13 protein-coding genes are annotated in these 14282 nt (G+C 66.1%); all 13 read left to right on the forward strand.

All coding sequences use genetic code 11. The features are described from left to right. Window positions 1–93: 93 nt before the first annotated feature. Window positions 94–2529: a copper-transporting P-type ATPase gene (locus tag ACGTNG_RS12095; RefSeq protein ID WP_394577302.1), complete on the forward strand. Its 2436-nt coding sequence runs from the start codon at window positions 94–96 to the stop codon at window positions 2527–2529. A 2-nt stretch (window positions 2530–2531) separates the two neighbouring features. Next, complete coding sequence (locus ACGTNG_RS12100; RefSeq protein ID WP_152484032.1) at window positions 2532–2786, forward strand: DUF2933 domain-containing protein; 255 nt, start codon at window positions 2532–2534, stop codon at window positions 2784–2786. After that, window positions 2779–3438: a methyltransferase family protein gene (locus tag ACGTNG_RS12105; protein ID WP_152484033.1), complete on the forward strand. Its 660-nt coding sequence runs from the start codon at window positions 2779–2781 to the stop codon at window positions 3436–3438. The genes ACGTNG_RS12100 and ACGTNG_RS12105 overlap by 8 nt, the downstream gene beginning before the upstream one ends. Before the next feature lie 28 nt (window positions 3439–3466). After that, window positions 3467–4657, forward strand: coding sequence for a Na+/H+ antiporter NhaA (gene nhaA, locus ACGTNG_RS12110; RefSeq protein WP_152484034.1), 1191 nt, complete (start codon window positions 3467–3469; stop codon window positions 4655–4657). Beyond that, window positions 4654–5235 carry a ubiquinol-cytochrome c reductase iron-sulfur subunit gene (petA, locus tag ACGTNG_RS12115; RefSeq protein ID WP_394577303.1) on the forward strand — a complete coding sequence of 194 codons (582 nt, stop codon included), beginning with the start codon at window positions 4654–4656 and terminating at the stop codon, window positions 5233–5235. The genes nhaA and petA overlap by 4 nt, the downstream gene beginning before the upstream one ends. A gap of 19 nt (window positions 5236–5254) precedes the next feature. Beyond that, window positions 5255–7048: a DUF3141 domain-containing protein gene (locus ACGTNG_RS12120; protein ID WP_394577304.1), complete on the forward strand. Its 1794-nt coding sequence runs from the start codon at window positions 5255–5257 to the stop codon at window positions 7046–7048. A gap of 66 nt (window positions 7049–7114) precedes the next feature. Continuing rightward, window positions 7115–7573, forward strand: a complete 459-nt coding sequence (locus tag ACGTNG_RS12125; RefSeq protein WP_394577305.1) for an ATPase — start codon at window positions 7115–7117, stop codon at window positions 7571–7573. Window positions 7574–7625: 52 nt separating this feature from the next. Then, window positions 7626–8828: an acetate/propionate family kinase gene (locus ACGTNG_RS12130; protein ID WP_394577306.1), complete on the forward strand. Its 1203-nt coding sequence runs from the start codon at window positions 7626–7628 to the stop codon at window positions 8826–8828. Then, window positions 8825–9844 carry a bifunctional enoyl-CoA hydratase/phosphate acetyltransferase gene (locus ACGTNG_RS12135; protein WP_394577307.1) on the forward strand — a complete coding sequence of 340 codons (1020 nt, stop codon included), beginning with the start codon at window positions 8825–8827 and terminating at the stop codon, window positions 9842–9844. The genes ACGTNG_RS12130 and ACGTNG_RS12135 overlap by 4 nt, the downstream gene beginning before the upstream one ends. After that, window positions 9844–11604 carry a PHA/PHB synthase family protein gene (locus ACGTNG_RS12140; RefSeq protein WP_394577308.1) on the forward strand — a complete coding sequence of 587 codons (1761 nt, stop codon included), beginning with the start codon at window positions 9844–9846 and terminating at the stop codon, window positions 11602–11604. Before ACGTNG_RS12135 ends, ACGTNG_RS12140 begins: the two co-directional genes overlap by 1 nt. A gap of 110 nt (window positions 11605–11714) precedes the next feature. Further along, window positions 11715–12746 carry a zinc-dependent alcohol dehydrogenase family protein gene (locus ACGTNG_RS12145; protein WP_394577309.1) on the forward strand — a complete coding sequence of 344 codons (1032 nt, stop codon included), beginning with the start codon at window positions 11715–11717 and terminating at the stop codon, window positions 12744–12746. A 116-nt stretch (window positions 12747–12862) separates the two neighbouring features. Continuing rightward, window positions 12863–13051, forward strand: coding sequence for a YHS domain-containing protein (locus ACGTNG_RS12150; protein ID WP_394577310.1), 189 nt, complete (start codon window positions 12863–12865; stop codon window positions 13049–13051). A 30-nt stretch (window positions 13052–13081) separates the two neighbouring features. Continuing rightward, entirely contained in the window at window positions 13082–14257 is a 1176-nt protein-coding gene (locus ACGTNG_RS12155) for an NAD(P)/FAD-dependent oxidoreductase (RefSeq protein WP_394577311.1), read from the forward strand. Window positions 14258–14282: the final 25 nt, after the last annotated feature.

Below are 14282 nucleotides of genomic sequence, written 5' to 3' on the forward strand. Positions count from 1 at the left end.
CTGCCTAGGCGCCAAGGCGACAAGGCGTCCCTCGCTCGCGGGAAGGAAGACCCTGAGATACCCCCAGCCAACGAAGGTAACGGAGATGGCTTCATGACACAGCAGCACATCAAGCGGCGTGAGCACTCGCATCACGGTCAGCTGAAGGAAGGCACAGATGCCGGTTCCCTGAACGCCAGCGATCAAGGGGCTTCCCAGTACACCTGCCCGATGCACCCGGAGGTCGTTTCCGATCAGCAGGGTGATTGCCCGAAGTGCGGCATGCACCTCGTGCCCATGGGAAGCGACGACACTCAAGCACCATCCGATCATGGCCAGCATGACGGGTGTCACGGGCATGGCACCGGCCATGCGGGAAGCGAACCGGTCCGCGGCGGCAAGTACGACAAGGTGCCGGCCGGGCATGCCGGCGCCGTCTACACCTGCCCGATGCACCCCGAAGTGCGCCAGACCACTCCCGGTGCCTGTCCTCTGTGCGGTATGGGGCTGGAGCTGGAATCGGCGGCGGTCGGCGATGAAGGGCCGAATCCCGAGCTGGTCGATTTTACCCGACGCTTCTGGGTCGCGGCCGTGCTCACGCTTCCGGTCCTGATTCTGACGATGAGCCCCTACTTGGGCTTCGGGGCCATTCGCGACTTCTTCGGTGAACGCAACGCGATGTGGATCGAGCTGGTGCTCAGCACGCCGGTAATCCTTTGGTCCGGCTGGCCGTTCTTCGTACGCGGCGTTAATTCCTTCCGCACGATGAACCTCAACATGTTCAGCCTGATCGGCATGGGGGTCGGCGCGGCCTATCTCTTCTCGATCGTCGCGGTGCTGGCGCCCGGCATCTTCCCCGAGGGTTTCCGCCGGGAAGACGGCACCGTCGGCGTCTACTTCGAGGCCGCGGCGGTGATCGTGACCCTGGTCCTGCTGGGCCAGGTGATGGAATTGCGCGCCCGCGAGGGCACCGGCAAAGCGATCCGCGCGCTGATGGACATGGCCGCCAAGACCGCCCGGGTGATCCGGCCCGACGGCAGCGAAGAGGAGGTGGCGCTGGAAGACGTGCAGGTGGGCGATCGCCTGCGCGTGAGGCCCGGCGACAAGGTGCCGGTGGACGGCGTGGTCGTCGAGGGCCGCTCCTCGATCGATGAGTCGATGATCTCGGGCGAGCCGGTCCCTGTGGAAAAGGTCCAAGGCGACAGGGTCACGGGGGCCACGATCAACGGCACCGGCAGCCTGGTCATGGAGGCCACCCGCGTCGGTGCCGATACCATGCTCAGCCAGATCGTCGAGATGGTGGCCGCTGCCCAGCGCAGCCGTGCGCCGATCCAGAAATTCGCCGACAAAGTAGCAGGCACGTTCGTCCCCGCGGTGATCGGTGTCGCCATTCTCTCCTTCATTGCCTGGGCGATCTGGGGCCCCGCACCGTCGCTCTCCTATGCGCTGGTCTCGGCGGTGGCGGTGTTGATCATCGCCTGCCCCTGCGCCCTGGGCCTCGCCACCCCGATGTCGATCATGACGGCCACCGGGCGCGGCGCCCAGGCCGGCGTACTGATCAAGAATGCCGAGGCGCTGGAGCGTTTCGCCAAGGTCGACACGCTGATGGTTGACAAGACCGGCACCCTGACCGAAGGCAAGCCGAAGCTGGTAGCGGTGCTGCCGGAGTCGGGGCATGACGAGGCCGAGGTGCTGCGCCTGGCGGCCAGCCTCGAGAAAGGCTCCGAGCACCCGCTGGCCGAGGCCATCGTCGCCGGCGCAGAGGAGCGCGGCGTATCCCTCGCCGATGCTACCGATTTCGAGGCCGTGACCGGCATGGGCGTCAAGGGGGTCGTGGACGGCAAGTCGGTGGCACTCGGCAACGCCAAGCTGATGGCCGAGCTGGGCCTCGACGGTGGGCAGATTTCCGAAACCGCCAACGCCCGCCGCGATGAGGGCGAGACGGTGATGTTCGTCGTGCTCGACGGCCAGATCGCCGGCCTGGTCAGTGTGGCCGACCCGGTCAAGGAGACCACGCCCGACGCCCTGAAGGCGCTGCACCAACTCGGCTTTCGCATCATCATGGCCACCGGCGATAACGAGCGTACCGCCCGTGCCGTCGCCGGCCGGCTGGGCATCGACGAGATCCGCGCCGACGTGCTGCCCGAAGACAAGGCCCGCATCATCCGTGAATTGCAGGAACAAGGCCGCAAGGTGGCCATGGCCGGCGATGGGGTGAACGACGCCCCCGCCCTGGCCCAGGCGGATGTCGGCATCGCCATGGGCACCGGCGCCGACGTGGCGATCGAAAGCGCCGGCTTCACGCTGGTCAAGGGCAACCTCGACGGCATCGTGCGGGCCCGCAAGCTGTCGCTGGCCACCATGCGCAACATCAAGCAGAACCTGTTCTTCGCCCTGGTCTACAACGGGGCCGGCGTGCCGATCGCCGCCGGGATCCTCTATCCATTCCTCGGCATCCTGATCGGGCCGATGTTCGCCGCCTTCGCGATGAGCGCGTCTTCGCTGTCGGTGGTCATGAACTCGCTGCGCCTGCGCCGGGTGAGGATCTGACCATGAGTGACGATAAAGGGTGGCTGGAGCGAGGACCCAGCAAGGGCACCTTCTGGCTCATGGCAGCGCTCGCCCTGGCGGTGATGGGCTTCCTGCTCTGGGAGGAGCACAGGGTGCACCTGCTCGGCGCCCTGCCCTGGCTGATCCTGCTCGCCTGCCCGCTGATGCATGTGTTTATGCACGGCGGGCATGGAGGCCATGGTGGGCACGGCAGCCATAGCGGGCATGATGACCGCAAGGGAGCGCGCGATGAGTGATGACGTGCCCGCCTACGGCCTGTGGGGCCTGGTGCTGCTCAATTCGGCGATCTTCATCTTCTTCGCCTTCAGCTTCTTCAAGCCGCAGACGCGCCGGGACTGGCGCTCGCTCGGGGCCTTCAGCGCCTTCCTGGTGGCGTTGTTCACGGAGATGTACGGCTTCCCGCTGACCCTCTACTTCCTTTCCGGCTGGCTGCAGTCACGCTACCCGCAGGTGGACTGGTTCAGCCACGACGCGGGGCACCTGCTGGAGATGCTGTTCGGCTGGCAGGCCAACCCGCACTTCGGGCCGTTCCATCTGCTGAGCATGGTGTTCATCGTCGCCGGGTTCTGGCTTATCGCCGCCGGCTGGCGGTCGCTCTATGCCGCCCAGCAGCGAGGAGAGCTGGCCACCAACGGTCTCTATGCCCATGTCCGACATCCGCAGTACGCCGGCTTCGTGCTGGTGATGGCCGGTTTCCTGCTGCAGTGGCCCACCCTGCTGACGCTGGCGATGTTCCCGGTGCTGGTGTGGATGTACTCGCGCCTGGCGGTTCACGAAGAGCGCGAGGTAGCGCGCCAGTTCGGCGACGAATGGCAGACCTACGCGGCCCGCACGCCACGCTTCATTCCACGCCTGCGGGTGGCGGGTCCGAGTGGCTGGCGCCTGTAAGGACCATCTCCGGGAGATAACAACCACGATGACCACACTGGCACAGCAGGGGATCGAAGAGCGCACGGCAGGCCTGGTGACCGTCGGCGCCATGCTCGCGGCGTTGATACTCGCCAACTCGCCACTGCGAGACGTCTACCAGCTGGTGCACCACACTCCCGTGTCAGTGCAGGTCGGTACCCTGGGTATCGACAAGCCGTTGATCCTGTGGATCAACGACGGGCTGATGGTGTTCTTCTTCCTGCTGATGGGCGTCGAACTCAAGCGCGAGATGCTCGGTGGCCTGCTGGGCTCGGCCCGGCAGGTGGCGCTGCCGGCGATCGCAGCAGCCGGTGGCATGCTGCTGCCAGCGCTGGTCTACCTACTCGTCAACGGCACCGAAGGCATCGCCGCCCATGGCTGGGCCGTGCCCACCGCCACCGACATCGTGCTGGCACTGGCGGTATTGTCCTTGTTCGGCGAGCGCGTGCCACCCGCACTGCGCGTGTTTCTGATGGCCCTGGCGGTCTTCGACGACCTCGGCGCCATCGCCATCATCGCGCTGTTCTACACCGAGCGTCTCTCCGGGGAGGCGCTGTTGATTGCCGGTACGGCTCTTGCCGGCTTCGTCCTCCTCAACCGCTTCCGGGTCATGCGCGCCATGCCCTATGTGCTGCTGGGGCTGGTGCTGTGGGTGGCGGTACTCAAGTCCGGGGTCCACGCCACCCTGGCCGGCATCGCGATCGCCTTGGCCATCCCCGCCAGAACACGGGACGGCCGCGAGGAAGGCTCGCCCCTGGCTCGCACCTACCATGACCTGCGGCGCTGGGTCACCTTTGGGGTCGTCCCGGTATTCGCCTTCTTCAACGCCGGAATCGTGATACGAGCAGCAGGCGACGGCTTCGGCGACGTCTTCCTCGGGGTGGCCCTCGGCCTCTTGCTGGGCAAGCAGTTGGGCGTCTTCTCCCTTGCCTGGCTGGCGATCCGGCTGCGCCTCGCGCGGCTTCCCGCGGGTGTGGGGTGGTGCCATCTGTACGGGGTGGCCGTGCTGGCTGGCATCGGTTTCACCATGAGCCTGTTCATCGCCGGGCTCGCCTTCGATACGCCAGCGGCCCTGACCTCGGCCCGCCAGGGCGTGTTGGCCGCCTCGGCCATGGCGGCACTGATCGGTGGTGCGGTACTGGCGGCAACGCTGCCCCACTCGGCAGCCCCGCAATCCGAGTCCGGGAGGCAAACATGAAACGCAGACGCTTTCTCGTCGGTGCGACGGTGGTGGCCGGCGGTGTCGGCGCGGCATTCACGGCGGTGCCGTTCATTGCCTCCTGGCAGCCCAGTGCGCGCGCCAGGGCCGCCGGCGCCCCCGTCGAGGTCGATGTCGACAAGCTGGAGCCGGGTCAGCAGTTGACCGTGGAATGGCGCGGCAAGCCCGTCTGGGTCTTGCGCCGCACCCCAGCGATCCTCGAGCGCCTGGCGACACTGACCGACTCCGACCGGCTCCGCGATCCCCTCGCCGAGGTGGAATCACAGCAGCCGGCCTATATCACCGGGCCCCTGCGCTCGCTCGAGGAGGAGTATCTGTTGGTCGTCGCGATCTGTACCCACCTCGGCTGCGTGCCCCTGTTTCGGCCGGAGCCGGGCTCGGTCACCGACGACTGGCTGGGCGGCTACTTCTGCCCCTGCCACGGTTCCAAGTTCGACTTCGCCGGACGGGTCTTCAAGGCGGTGCCGGCGCCGATCAATCTGGAGGTTCCGCCCTATCGCTTCCTGTCGGAGTCCCTGATCGAGATCGGCGTCGACCCTGAGCCCACGACATCCTGACACCGAGAGGTAATCCACCATGACCGCCAAGACATCGACCACCAAGCCACCCACGGCGCGTAAAGCCCCGCGCAAGCGCCAACCCACCGCCCCACCAGAGATGGCCGCCCCGATGACCGTACCCGAGCCCGAAGAGGGCCTCCTCCCGAGCCACCCGGCCACGGAACTGCTCGCCTACCAGACCGACCTGTGGCGGCGCGGCGTGCGCTACCTGGACACCCTGCGTGAGCGCGCCGACAACATGCTCGAGCATGAGCAGGCGGGCAAGCCACCACTGCTCGACTTCGACTACGAGATGATCCTCGATGGTCGGCAACTGGCGCGGCCCGCCAACTACGCCCTGCTGCGCATCACCCGGGTCGGCGACGACTGCCTGGAGGACTGCCTCGACGAGGCCAAGCCGCCGGTGATGATCGTCGACCCGCGTGCCGGTCATGGCCCGGGCATCGGCGGTTTCAAACAAGACTCCGAAGTGGGCATGGCGCTCCACGAGGGCCACCCAGTCTACTTCGTGATCTTCTTCCCCGAGCCCATGCCCGGGCAGACGCTGGAGGATGTGCAGCACGTCCTGCGGCGCTTCGTCGAGACGCTGGCCGAGCGCCACCCCGGCAAGCCACCGGTGCTCTACGGCAACTGTCAGGCGGGCTGGGCGATCGCACTGCTCTCTGCCGACTGTGAGGGCCTGGTCGGGCCGGCGGTGCTCAACGGCTCGCCGCTGTCCTACTGGTCCGGCGAGTCCGGCGTCAATCCGATGCGCCTCGCCGGCGGCCTGCTGGGCGGCGCCTGGCTGACCCACCTGATGGCCGACCTGGGGGACGGGCGATTCGACGGCGCGAATCTGGCCGCCAACTTCGAGAGCCTCAAGCCGGCAAATACCCTATGGCAGAAGGACTACCAGTTGATCGCCGACATCGACGGCCAGCGCGAGCGGTTCCTGGACTTCGAGCGCTGGTGGACGGGCTTCTATTCGCTGAGCAAGGAAGAGATCACCGCCATCGTCGAGAACTTCTTCATCGGCAACCAGCTCGAGCGCGGTGAGCTGCAGATCTGCCCGGGCTGCACCGTCGACCTCACGCGTATCCGCAACCCGCTGGTGATCTTCGCCTCCGGCGGCGACAACATCACCCCACCGCACCAGGCGCTCAACTGGATCCCGGCGGTGTACCCCGACACCGAGGCACTCAAGGCCGCTGGCCAGCGCATCATCTATCTGCTCAATCCGCATGTCGGCCATCTGGGGATCTTCGTTTCCGCCAAGGTCGCACGGCTGGAGCACCGAGCGATCCTCGAGAGCGTCGGCGAGCTGAATGACCTCGCGCCGGGGCTCTACGAGATGAAGATCGACAACCCCACCGGCGATCCCGACTGCCACAAGCCGCAGTTTCAGGTGCACTTTGAGGAGCGCCGCGTGGAGGAGCTGGACTACCCCGAGCAGGAACCGGCGTTCGAGCAGGTAAAAGCCCTTTCCACGCACAATGTGGCCCTCTACGAGACCTTCGTCGGCCCCTGGGTGCGGCTGGCCACCACCCCCTGGTCGGCCGAGATGCTGCGTCAACTGCATCCGGCACGGACCAGCCGACTGATGTTCTCGGAGCGCTTCGCGCCCTGGATGGGCGGCGTGAAGTGGCTGGCCGAGATGGTGGAGACCATGCCAACGCCGGTCGATAGCAGCAGCCCCTATCGGCAATGGGAGACATTGATGAGCGATTCGATCGTCTCGACTCTGGAACTGGCCGGCACGACCCGCGACAGCATGTACGAGATGGGGTTTCACAGCCTCTACGGCGGGGGATGGTGGAGCGAGAGCGAGTGACCCAGTCGAAGCCGACCCGGTTTACAACCAATACCGATAGAGCAAACCACTAATGGAGAGCAATAAATGAATATCGAGACCTTTCATGACCTGATCGACTGGACTCGCCAGCTGCATGCCCAGTTGGCCGAATGCTTCAGGCACTGTGCCACCCAGCAGGAGGAGGCACGGGCTAAATCGCTGCTGGAGTATCTCGCCGATCACGAAGCGGTCCTGGAGCATACCGTGGCCAGCTTCGAGAAGCAGGCCGACCCCAAAGCCCTAAACACCTGGGTTTACGACTACCTGTCGCATGCGCCCATCAAACCCCATCAGGCGTGCAATTTGCCCTATGCCAAGATGGGCTTCGAAGACATTAGCCGGGAAGTCTTCTCGCTGCACGATCAGGTCATCGCACTATACCGCTACCTGGAAGGACGCGCCGACATCCCCGAGGCTCGGGATCTCGTTCGCGAGCTCTTGAAGCTAGAGGAACACGAGGCAATGCGTCTGTCCCAACAGATCAACCGAGCCCGAGACCTGTAGCCGGGCGCTGAACAGGGATCACCTTTCGCCCCCGGAGAAGGAAGACTCGACTATGCCAAACCGTCGATCGGCCATTCTGGTGGTCAACTGCGGGTCATCCAGCCTGAAGTTCGCCGTATTCATTCTGACGGAAGGGCTCGCACGGCTGGTATGGGGAGCGGCCAGTGGGATCGGCACGTCACAAGGCCGGCTCCAGATGTCGAGTGCACAGGGAACGGTTGACGACCATCCCGCGCGAATGGCTGATCATGCCACCGCCATCGAGAAGGTCGACACCCTTCTTCAACAGCAGACAAGCCAACTGGACCTCGCCGGTATCGGGCACCGGGTGGTCCATGGTGGTCCCGATTGCGACTGCCCTCAACGGATCGATGCCTCCCTGCTGGACCGACTTCACGCTCTGGTGCCACTGGCTCCGCTGCACCTGCCACACAACCTGGCCGGGATCAGCGCCATGCGCACGCAATTCCCCGACGTGCCCCAATTCGCCTGCTTCGACACGGCGTTCCACCACGGCCTGCCCGCGGTTGCCCGGCACACCGGGTTGCCACGGGAATACGAGGCCGGGGGTGTGCGCCGCTACGGCTTTCACGGGCTCTCCTACGAGTTCATCGTCGACGACCTGAGGCGGCGCCATGGCCCGGAGGCGTTACGTGAGCGCCTGATCGTGGCGCACCTGGGCAACGGCGCCTCCCTGGCGGCAATCCGGGACGGGTGCAGCATCGAGACGACGATGGGCTTCAGTGCCTTGGGCGGCATGCCCATGGGCACCCGCAGCGGGGATCTGGACCCCGGTATCCTGCTCTACCTGGCGAGTCACGACGGACTCGACGTCGCGGCGTTGGAAGCCCTGCTCTATCGACGCTCGGGGCTGCTGGGGCTTTCGAGGGTGAGTGCCGACATGCGGGAACTCCTGACGCACCGCGAGGATACGCCGGAGGCTGCGCAGGCCGTCGACTTCTTCTGCCATCGTGCCCGCCACTTCATCGGTGCCCTAAGCGCCGCGCTCGGCGGGCTGGACCGACTGATCTTCACCGGCGGCATCGGGGCGAACTCACCGGCGATCCGGGCACAGATCTGCGCGGGAATGGGGTATCTCGGCATCACACTGGAGGAAGGACGCAACCGCACGCCCGGGCCGGTGATTTCCGCCGCCGAGGGCCCGGTCCGGGTAGAGGCCGTGGCCACCGATGAAGAACGGATGATCGCCCGGCACGTGCAGCGCACATTAACCAACACCCAGGAGGTGACATGACCCAGACGGCAACGCCAGTGGCCCTTGCGACGCTCGATGACCTGATTCAGCGGGCCGGTGGCGGTGACCCGATCCGCGTCGCCGTGGTCAACGCGGCCCAGGCCGCGGTGCTGGAGACGCTTCGCGGGGCGGCGAGGCGGCGCATCGCCGAGCCGGTGCTCATCGGCCGCCCCGCCGAGGTCGTCGAGGCCGCCGCGACGATCGGGTGGGACCTCGATCCACAAGCGATGATCGAGGCCGATTCGGATGTGGAGGCCGCCCGCATCGGGGTGGAGCTCGTGCAGGCCGGTCGCGCGGATGCGCTGATGAAAGGGCACCTCCAAACCGATACCTTCATGCATGCCCTGCTGGGCAATGGCCTGCGACAGCCCGGCCGGCGCGTGAGCCACGTCTTTTTGGTGGACGTGCCCGACTGCCCACGCCTGCTGGCCGTGACCGATGCGGCCGTGAACATTACCCCCGACCTCGACGCCAAGGCGCAGATTCTCCAGAACGCCATCGAGCTGATGCACATGATCGGGCTCGAGCGGCCACGTGCCGCGGTCATTTCCGCCGTGGAAACGGTCAATCCGGCCATCGTCTCTACCCTGGATGCGGCCTGCCTGACCCTGATGGCCCGCCGCGGCCAGATTGCCGGCGCCGAGGTCGACGGGCCACTGGCCTTCGACAACGCCATCTCGGAACGTGCGGCCCGCGAAAAGGGCATCGACTCCCCGGTGGCGGGGAAGGCCGACATCCTGCTCATGCCGGATCTGGTGTCAGGCAACGTGTTGGCCAAGAACCTCGAGTACCATGCCGGCGCCACGGCGGCCGGGGTGGTCATGGGGCTGACGGTGCCGGCGGTACTGAGTTCCCGGGCCGACCCGCCCGAGGCACGCCTGGCCGGACTGGCCGTGGCGGCGCTGATGTACCGCGCGGGGATCCGCCTGCCCGTGCCCTCCCCTGACGAAGCGGAATCCACCTTCTGCTGCTCCCCGCAACCCGAGTCGGCCTGCTGCCCCACGGAGGTGCGCTGATGAACACCACGCCCCGAACCACCACCATCGACGGGCCGAAAGCGAGCCCACCCGCGACGACCACCGACCAGCGCCTGCACGCCATGATGAGTCTCTTCACGGGTGGGCTGTCGCCGACCGCCGTCCAGCAGGCCTGGTGGGACTGGGCGCAACACCTGCTCCTGTCGCCGGACAAACAGGTCGAGCTCGTCGGCAAGGCCCTGCGCAAGCGGCAACGTTTCGGCAGTTATTGCGAGCAGGCTTGCCGGGACGCTAACTGCGAACGCTGCATCGAGCCGCTGCCCCAGGACAAGCGATTCCAGGACGCGGCCTGGCAACGCTGGCCCTTCAACATGCTCTATCAGGGCTTCCTGCTGCAGCAGCAGTGGTGGCATGCGGCCACCACCGGCGTACCGGGCGTCTCGCGCCATCATCAGGCGATGGTGAATTTCGGTGCGCGGCAGATGCTCGACATCTGGTCGCCATCGAACTTCCTCGCCACCAATCCCGAACTGCAGGAGCAGACGCGGCGCGAGGGTGGCGCCAACCTGGCCCGTGGTGTCTCCAATCTGCTAGAGGACTGGCAGCGACGGCAGGTAGGCGAGGGGCCGGTGGGGTTCGAAGCGTATCGGGTCGGCCGGGACGTAGCGGTGACGCCGGGCAAGGTGGTCTTCCGCAACCGGCTCATCGAGCTGATCCAGTATGCACCCGTCAACCAGGAGGTCCATGCCGAGCCGCTGCTGATCGTGCCGGCCTGGATCATGAAGTACTACATCCTCGACCTCTCCCCGGAGAACTCCCTGATCCGCTACCTGGTGGCACAGGGCCATACGGTGTTCGTCGTGTCCTGGAAGAACCCGGGCAGCGAGGACCGGGAACTGGGCATGGCCGACTACCGCCGGCTGGGGGTCATGGCGGCCCTCGACGCGGTCACGGCCAGTTGCCCGGAGCAGCGCGTCCACGGCGTGGGCTATTGCCTGGGCGGGACGCTGCTGTCGATCGCCGCGGCCGCCATGGGGCGGGACGGTGACACTCGCCTGGCCAGCCTGACGCTGCTCGCCGCGCAGACCGACTTCAGCGAGGCCGGCGAGCTGATGCTGTTCATCGACGAGGACCAGGTACGCTTCCTCGAGGACCTCATGGCCGTCCGGGGCTATCTGGATACGCGCCAGATGGCGGGCGCCTTCCAGTTGCTGCGTTCCCAGGACCTGATCTGGTCGACGATGGTGCACAGTTATCTGGCCGGCGAGCGTCCGCCCATGTTCGACCTGATGGCCTGGAACGCCGACGGCACCCGCATGCCGGCACGCATGCACAGCGAGTACCTCCGGTGGCTGTTCCTCGACAACGACCTCGCCGGTGGGCGCTACCGGGTGGACGAACGGCCCGTATCGCTGACCGACATCGAGATTCCCGTGTTCGCCGTCAGCACGCTCAAGGATCATGTCGCCCCCTGGCGCTCCGTCTACAAGGTGCAGTGGCTGACGCCGGCGGACGTCACCTTCGTGCTCTCCAGCGGCGGGCACAATGCGGGCATCGTCAACCCGCCCGGCGATTCCCGCCGCTATCACCAGATCTCGACCATCCGCCGCGACGACCCCTTCATGGATCCGGACGGCTGGCAGGCCACTGCCGCGCATCATGACGGCTCCTGGTGGCCCTGCTGGCAGGGCTGGTTGGCCGATCACAGCACCCAGCGCGTGCCCGCCCGGGAGCCGGGGGTGACCAGAGGCTATCCGGCGCTGGACGAAGCGCCAGGACGTTATGTACTGGAGCATTGAGCCCGTCCTGCCGGCCTGGTAGAGGAAGCGGTGCAACTGTAACCGCAAATTGACCCATATACGTAGCTCGCCATGAGCTGCCGATCTGCGACACTTAAGGAGGTAACATCATGAAAGCACTCGTCTATCATGGTCCTGGCCAGCGTCGCTGGGAGGAGAAGCCGCGCCCGAGCATCACCAAGCCCACGGACGCGGTGGTGCGCATTACCCATACCACTATCTGCGGCACCGACTTGCACATCCTCAAGGGCGACGTGCCCGCCGTGGAAGATGGTCGTATCCTCGGCCACGAGGGCGTCGGCGTCGTCGAGGAAGTCGGCGACGGCGTGAGCAACATCCAGATCGGCGACGAGGTGCTGATTTCCTGCATCACCTCCTGCGGCCGCTGCGACTATTGCAAGCGCGGTCTCTATGCCCACTGCCGCGACGGCGGCTGGATCCTCGGTCACCTGATCGACGGCACCCAGGCCGAGTACGTGCGTATCCCGCACGCGGACAACAGCCTGCACCGATTGCCGAAGGAGATGGACCGCGCTGCGGCGGTGATGCTTAGCGACATTCTGCCTACCGGCCATGAGATCGGCGCCTTGAACGGTGAGGTGGGGCTCGGCGACACGGTGGCCATTGTCGGCGCGGGGCCCATCGGCCTGGCGGCTCTGATGACCTCGCACTTCTACTCTCCCGCACGGATTATCATGATCGACCCCGACGAGAACCGCCTGGCCATGGCCAGGCGGCTCGGCGCCACCGACACCATCGCCCGGGACCCGCTCGACGCTATCGACGAGCTGACCGGTGGCGAAGGCGTGGACGTCGCCATGGAAGCAGTGGGGATCCCCGAGACCTTCGATATCTGCCAGCGCATCGTGCGCCCGGGGGGGCATATCGCCAACATCGGCGTGCACGGCAAGAGCGTCGAGTTCCGCCTGCAGGACCTCTGGATCAAGAATGTCACGGTGCGTACCGGCCTGGTGAACACCGACACGACCCCGGTGCTAATGCGCATCGTCGAGGCCGGTGGCGTCGAGCCCGCGGGCTTGGTGACCCACCGCTTCAAGCTCGACGACATCGAGAAGGCCTACGACGTGTTTTCCCAGGCGGCGAAGGAGCAGGCCATCAAGATGCTATTGACCGCCGAGTGACCAAGCGGGGACGACTTTTTCAATGGCCGAATACTGGAGCTGGATGGCCGGCTGCGTTTTCAGCTGGGGGCGCAACCCGCATGCGCCGTTCTGAATAATGAAAAGGGGAAACAGCGATGAAACACGAACGATTGGAACAGAAGTCTTTCCTGGATCCGGTATGTGGCATGGCGATCAGCTTCCAGACCGCCGCCACGGGGAGTGAATACCGGGGGCAGCGCTATTACTTCTGCTCAGAGGCTTGCCGCGAACAGTTCGAGACGGATCCCGAACGGTACGTTCGTGCGCATCAGTTGGATGGCTGAGACGTGGGCGAACGTAGAGGCCCTTCATCCATGACCCAGAACTCGGCCGTCTGCGCCGGCCCCGCGCGGGGCGATACCGTGACCGTAATCGGCGCCGGCCCCGCCGGGTTGGCCTGCGCCATCGTCCTGGCGCGCGCGGGAAAGCGCGTGATCGTGCACGAGCGTCGCCGTCGTGTTGGTGCCCGCTTCCATGGCGATTTCCAGGGGCTCGAGAGCTGGAGCGACGACATCGATGTGCTAGATGAGCTCGCGAGCGAGGGAATTCGGCCCAGCTTCGAGCATCACGCCATCTCGCAAGTGACGGCCTTCGACGGCTGGGGCGCCCGCCACGCAATTCGTTCTAACCAGCCCCTGTACTACCTGGTCCGCCGGGGATCGGAAACGGGCACCCTGGATCACGCCCTGCTCGAGCAGGCCAAGGCCTGCGGTGTGGAGGTGAGGCTGTCGTCCCCCGTCAAGAACACACACGGCTCCACCGTAGAGGCCAAGGGGCCGATGCTCGCCAACGTCATGGCGGTGGGCTACCTGTTCGAGACCGCCATGCCGGACGGCCAGTGGGCCTGCTTCAGCGACCACCTGGCGCCAGGCGGCTACACCTACCTGCTGGTGCAGGGCGGACAGGGTACCGTCGCCACCTGTCTGTTCAGGGAGTTCACGCGTAATAACGAGTGCCTGACACGCACGATCGCATTCTTTACCGAGCAGGCCGGGCTGGACATGCGCAAGGCGCGTCCCTTCGGTGGCGTCGGTAACTATGGACCGCCCTGCCGGGGCGAGCACGAAGGGCATCTGCTGGTGGGCGAGCAGGCGGGCTTTCAAGATGCGCTGGCGGGCTTTGGCATGCGTTACGCCCTGCGCTCGGGCGTTTTGGCCGCGCACAGCCTGCTGGAGGGTCGCGATTACGACTCGCTATGGCAGCGCTCGCTGCTGCCGGCGATCCGCCAGGGCATCGGCAACCGACTGCTGTACACCAAGGCCGGAGACCGCGGGCGGCGTGCAATGTTTCGCCGAATGGCCAGGCGCGATGCGCGCCCAATGCTCGCCAAGCTTTACCACCCAAGCCTGCTGGGTCGGATCCTGTATCCGTTCGCGCGGCGTCAGGCGCGCATCCCTCAGCACGATCCCGACTGCTGCGACAACGCCTGTACCTGCCTGCGCTGCCTGTGCCAGCGCCACGTCAGCTCGGGGACACTCGCAGTGCGCTAGAAGACCTTGGGCATGGGGAAACCTA

This window comes from Halomonas sp. B23F22_3 (genome assembly GCF_043496965.1).
Classification (GTDB): domain Bacteria; phylum Pseudomonadota; class Gammaproteobacteria; order Pseudomonadales; family Halomonadaceae; genus Halomonas.

Bases quoted from the DNA above. Each gene is read 5' to 3' on its own strand.
- ACGTNG_RS12120 (WP_394577304.1), top strand. From the start codon at position 5,255: ATGACCGCCAAGACATCGACCACCAAGCCACCCACGGCGCGTAAAGCC.
- ACGTNG_RS12135 (WP_394577307.1), top strand. From the start codon at position 8,825: ATGACCCAGACGGCAACGCCAGTGGCCCTTGCGACGCTCGATGACCTG.
- ACGTNG_RS12095 (WP_394577302.1), top strand. From the start codon at position 94: ATGACACAGCAGCACATCAAGCGGCGTGAGCACTCGCATCACGGTCAG.
- ACGTNG_RS12145 (WP_394577309.1), top strand. From the start codon at position 11,715: ATGAAAGCACTCGTCTATCATGGTCCTGGCCAGCGTCGCTGGGAGGAG.
- nhaA (WP_152484034.1), top strand. From the start codon at position 3,467: ATGACCACACTGGCACAGCAGGGGATCGAAGAGCGCACGGCAGGCCTG.
- ACGTNG_RS12105 (WP_152484033.1), top strand. From the start codon at position 2,779: ATGAGTGATGACGTGCCCGCCTACGGCCTGTGGGGCCTGGTGCTGCTC.
- ACGTNG_RS12100 (WP_152484032.1), top strand. From the start codon at position 2,532: ATGAGTGACGATAAAGGGTGGCTGGAGCGAGGACCCAGCAAGGGCACC.
- ACGTNG_RS12150 (WP_394577310.1), top strand. From the start codon at position 12,863: ATGAAACACGAACGATTGGAACAGAAGTCTTTCCTGGATCCGGTATGT.
- ACGTNG_RS12155 (WP_394577311.1), top strand. From the start codon at position 13,082: ATGACCCAGAACTCGGCCGTCTGCGCCGGCCCCGCGCGGGGCGATACC.
- ACGTNG_RS12125 (WP_394577305.1), top strand. From the start codon at position 7,115: ATGAATATCGAGACCTTTCATGACCTGATCGACTGGACTCGCCAGCTG.
- petA (WP_394577303.1), top strand. From the start codon at position 4,654: ATGAAACGCAGACGCTTTCTCGTCGGTGCGACGGTGGTGGCCGGCGGT.
- ACGTNG_RS12130 (WP_394577306.1), top strand. From the start codon at position 7,626: ATGCCAAACCGTCGATCGGCCATTCTGGTGGTCAACTGCGGGTCATCC.
- ACGTNG_RS12140 (WP_394577308.1), top strand. From the start codon at position 9,844: ATGAACACCACGCCCCGAACCACCACCATCGACGGGCCGAAAGCGAGC.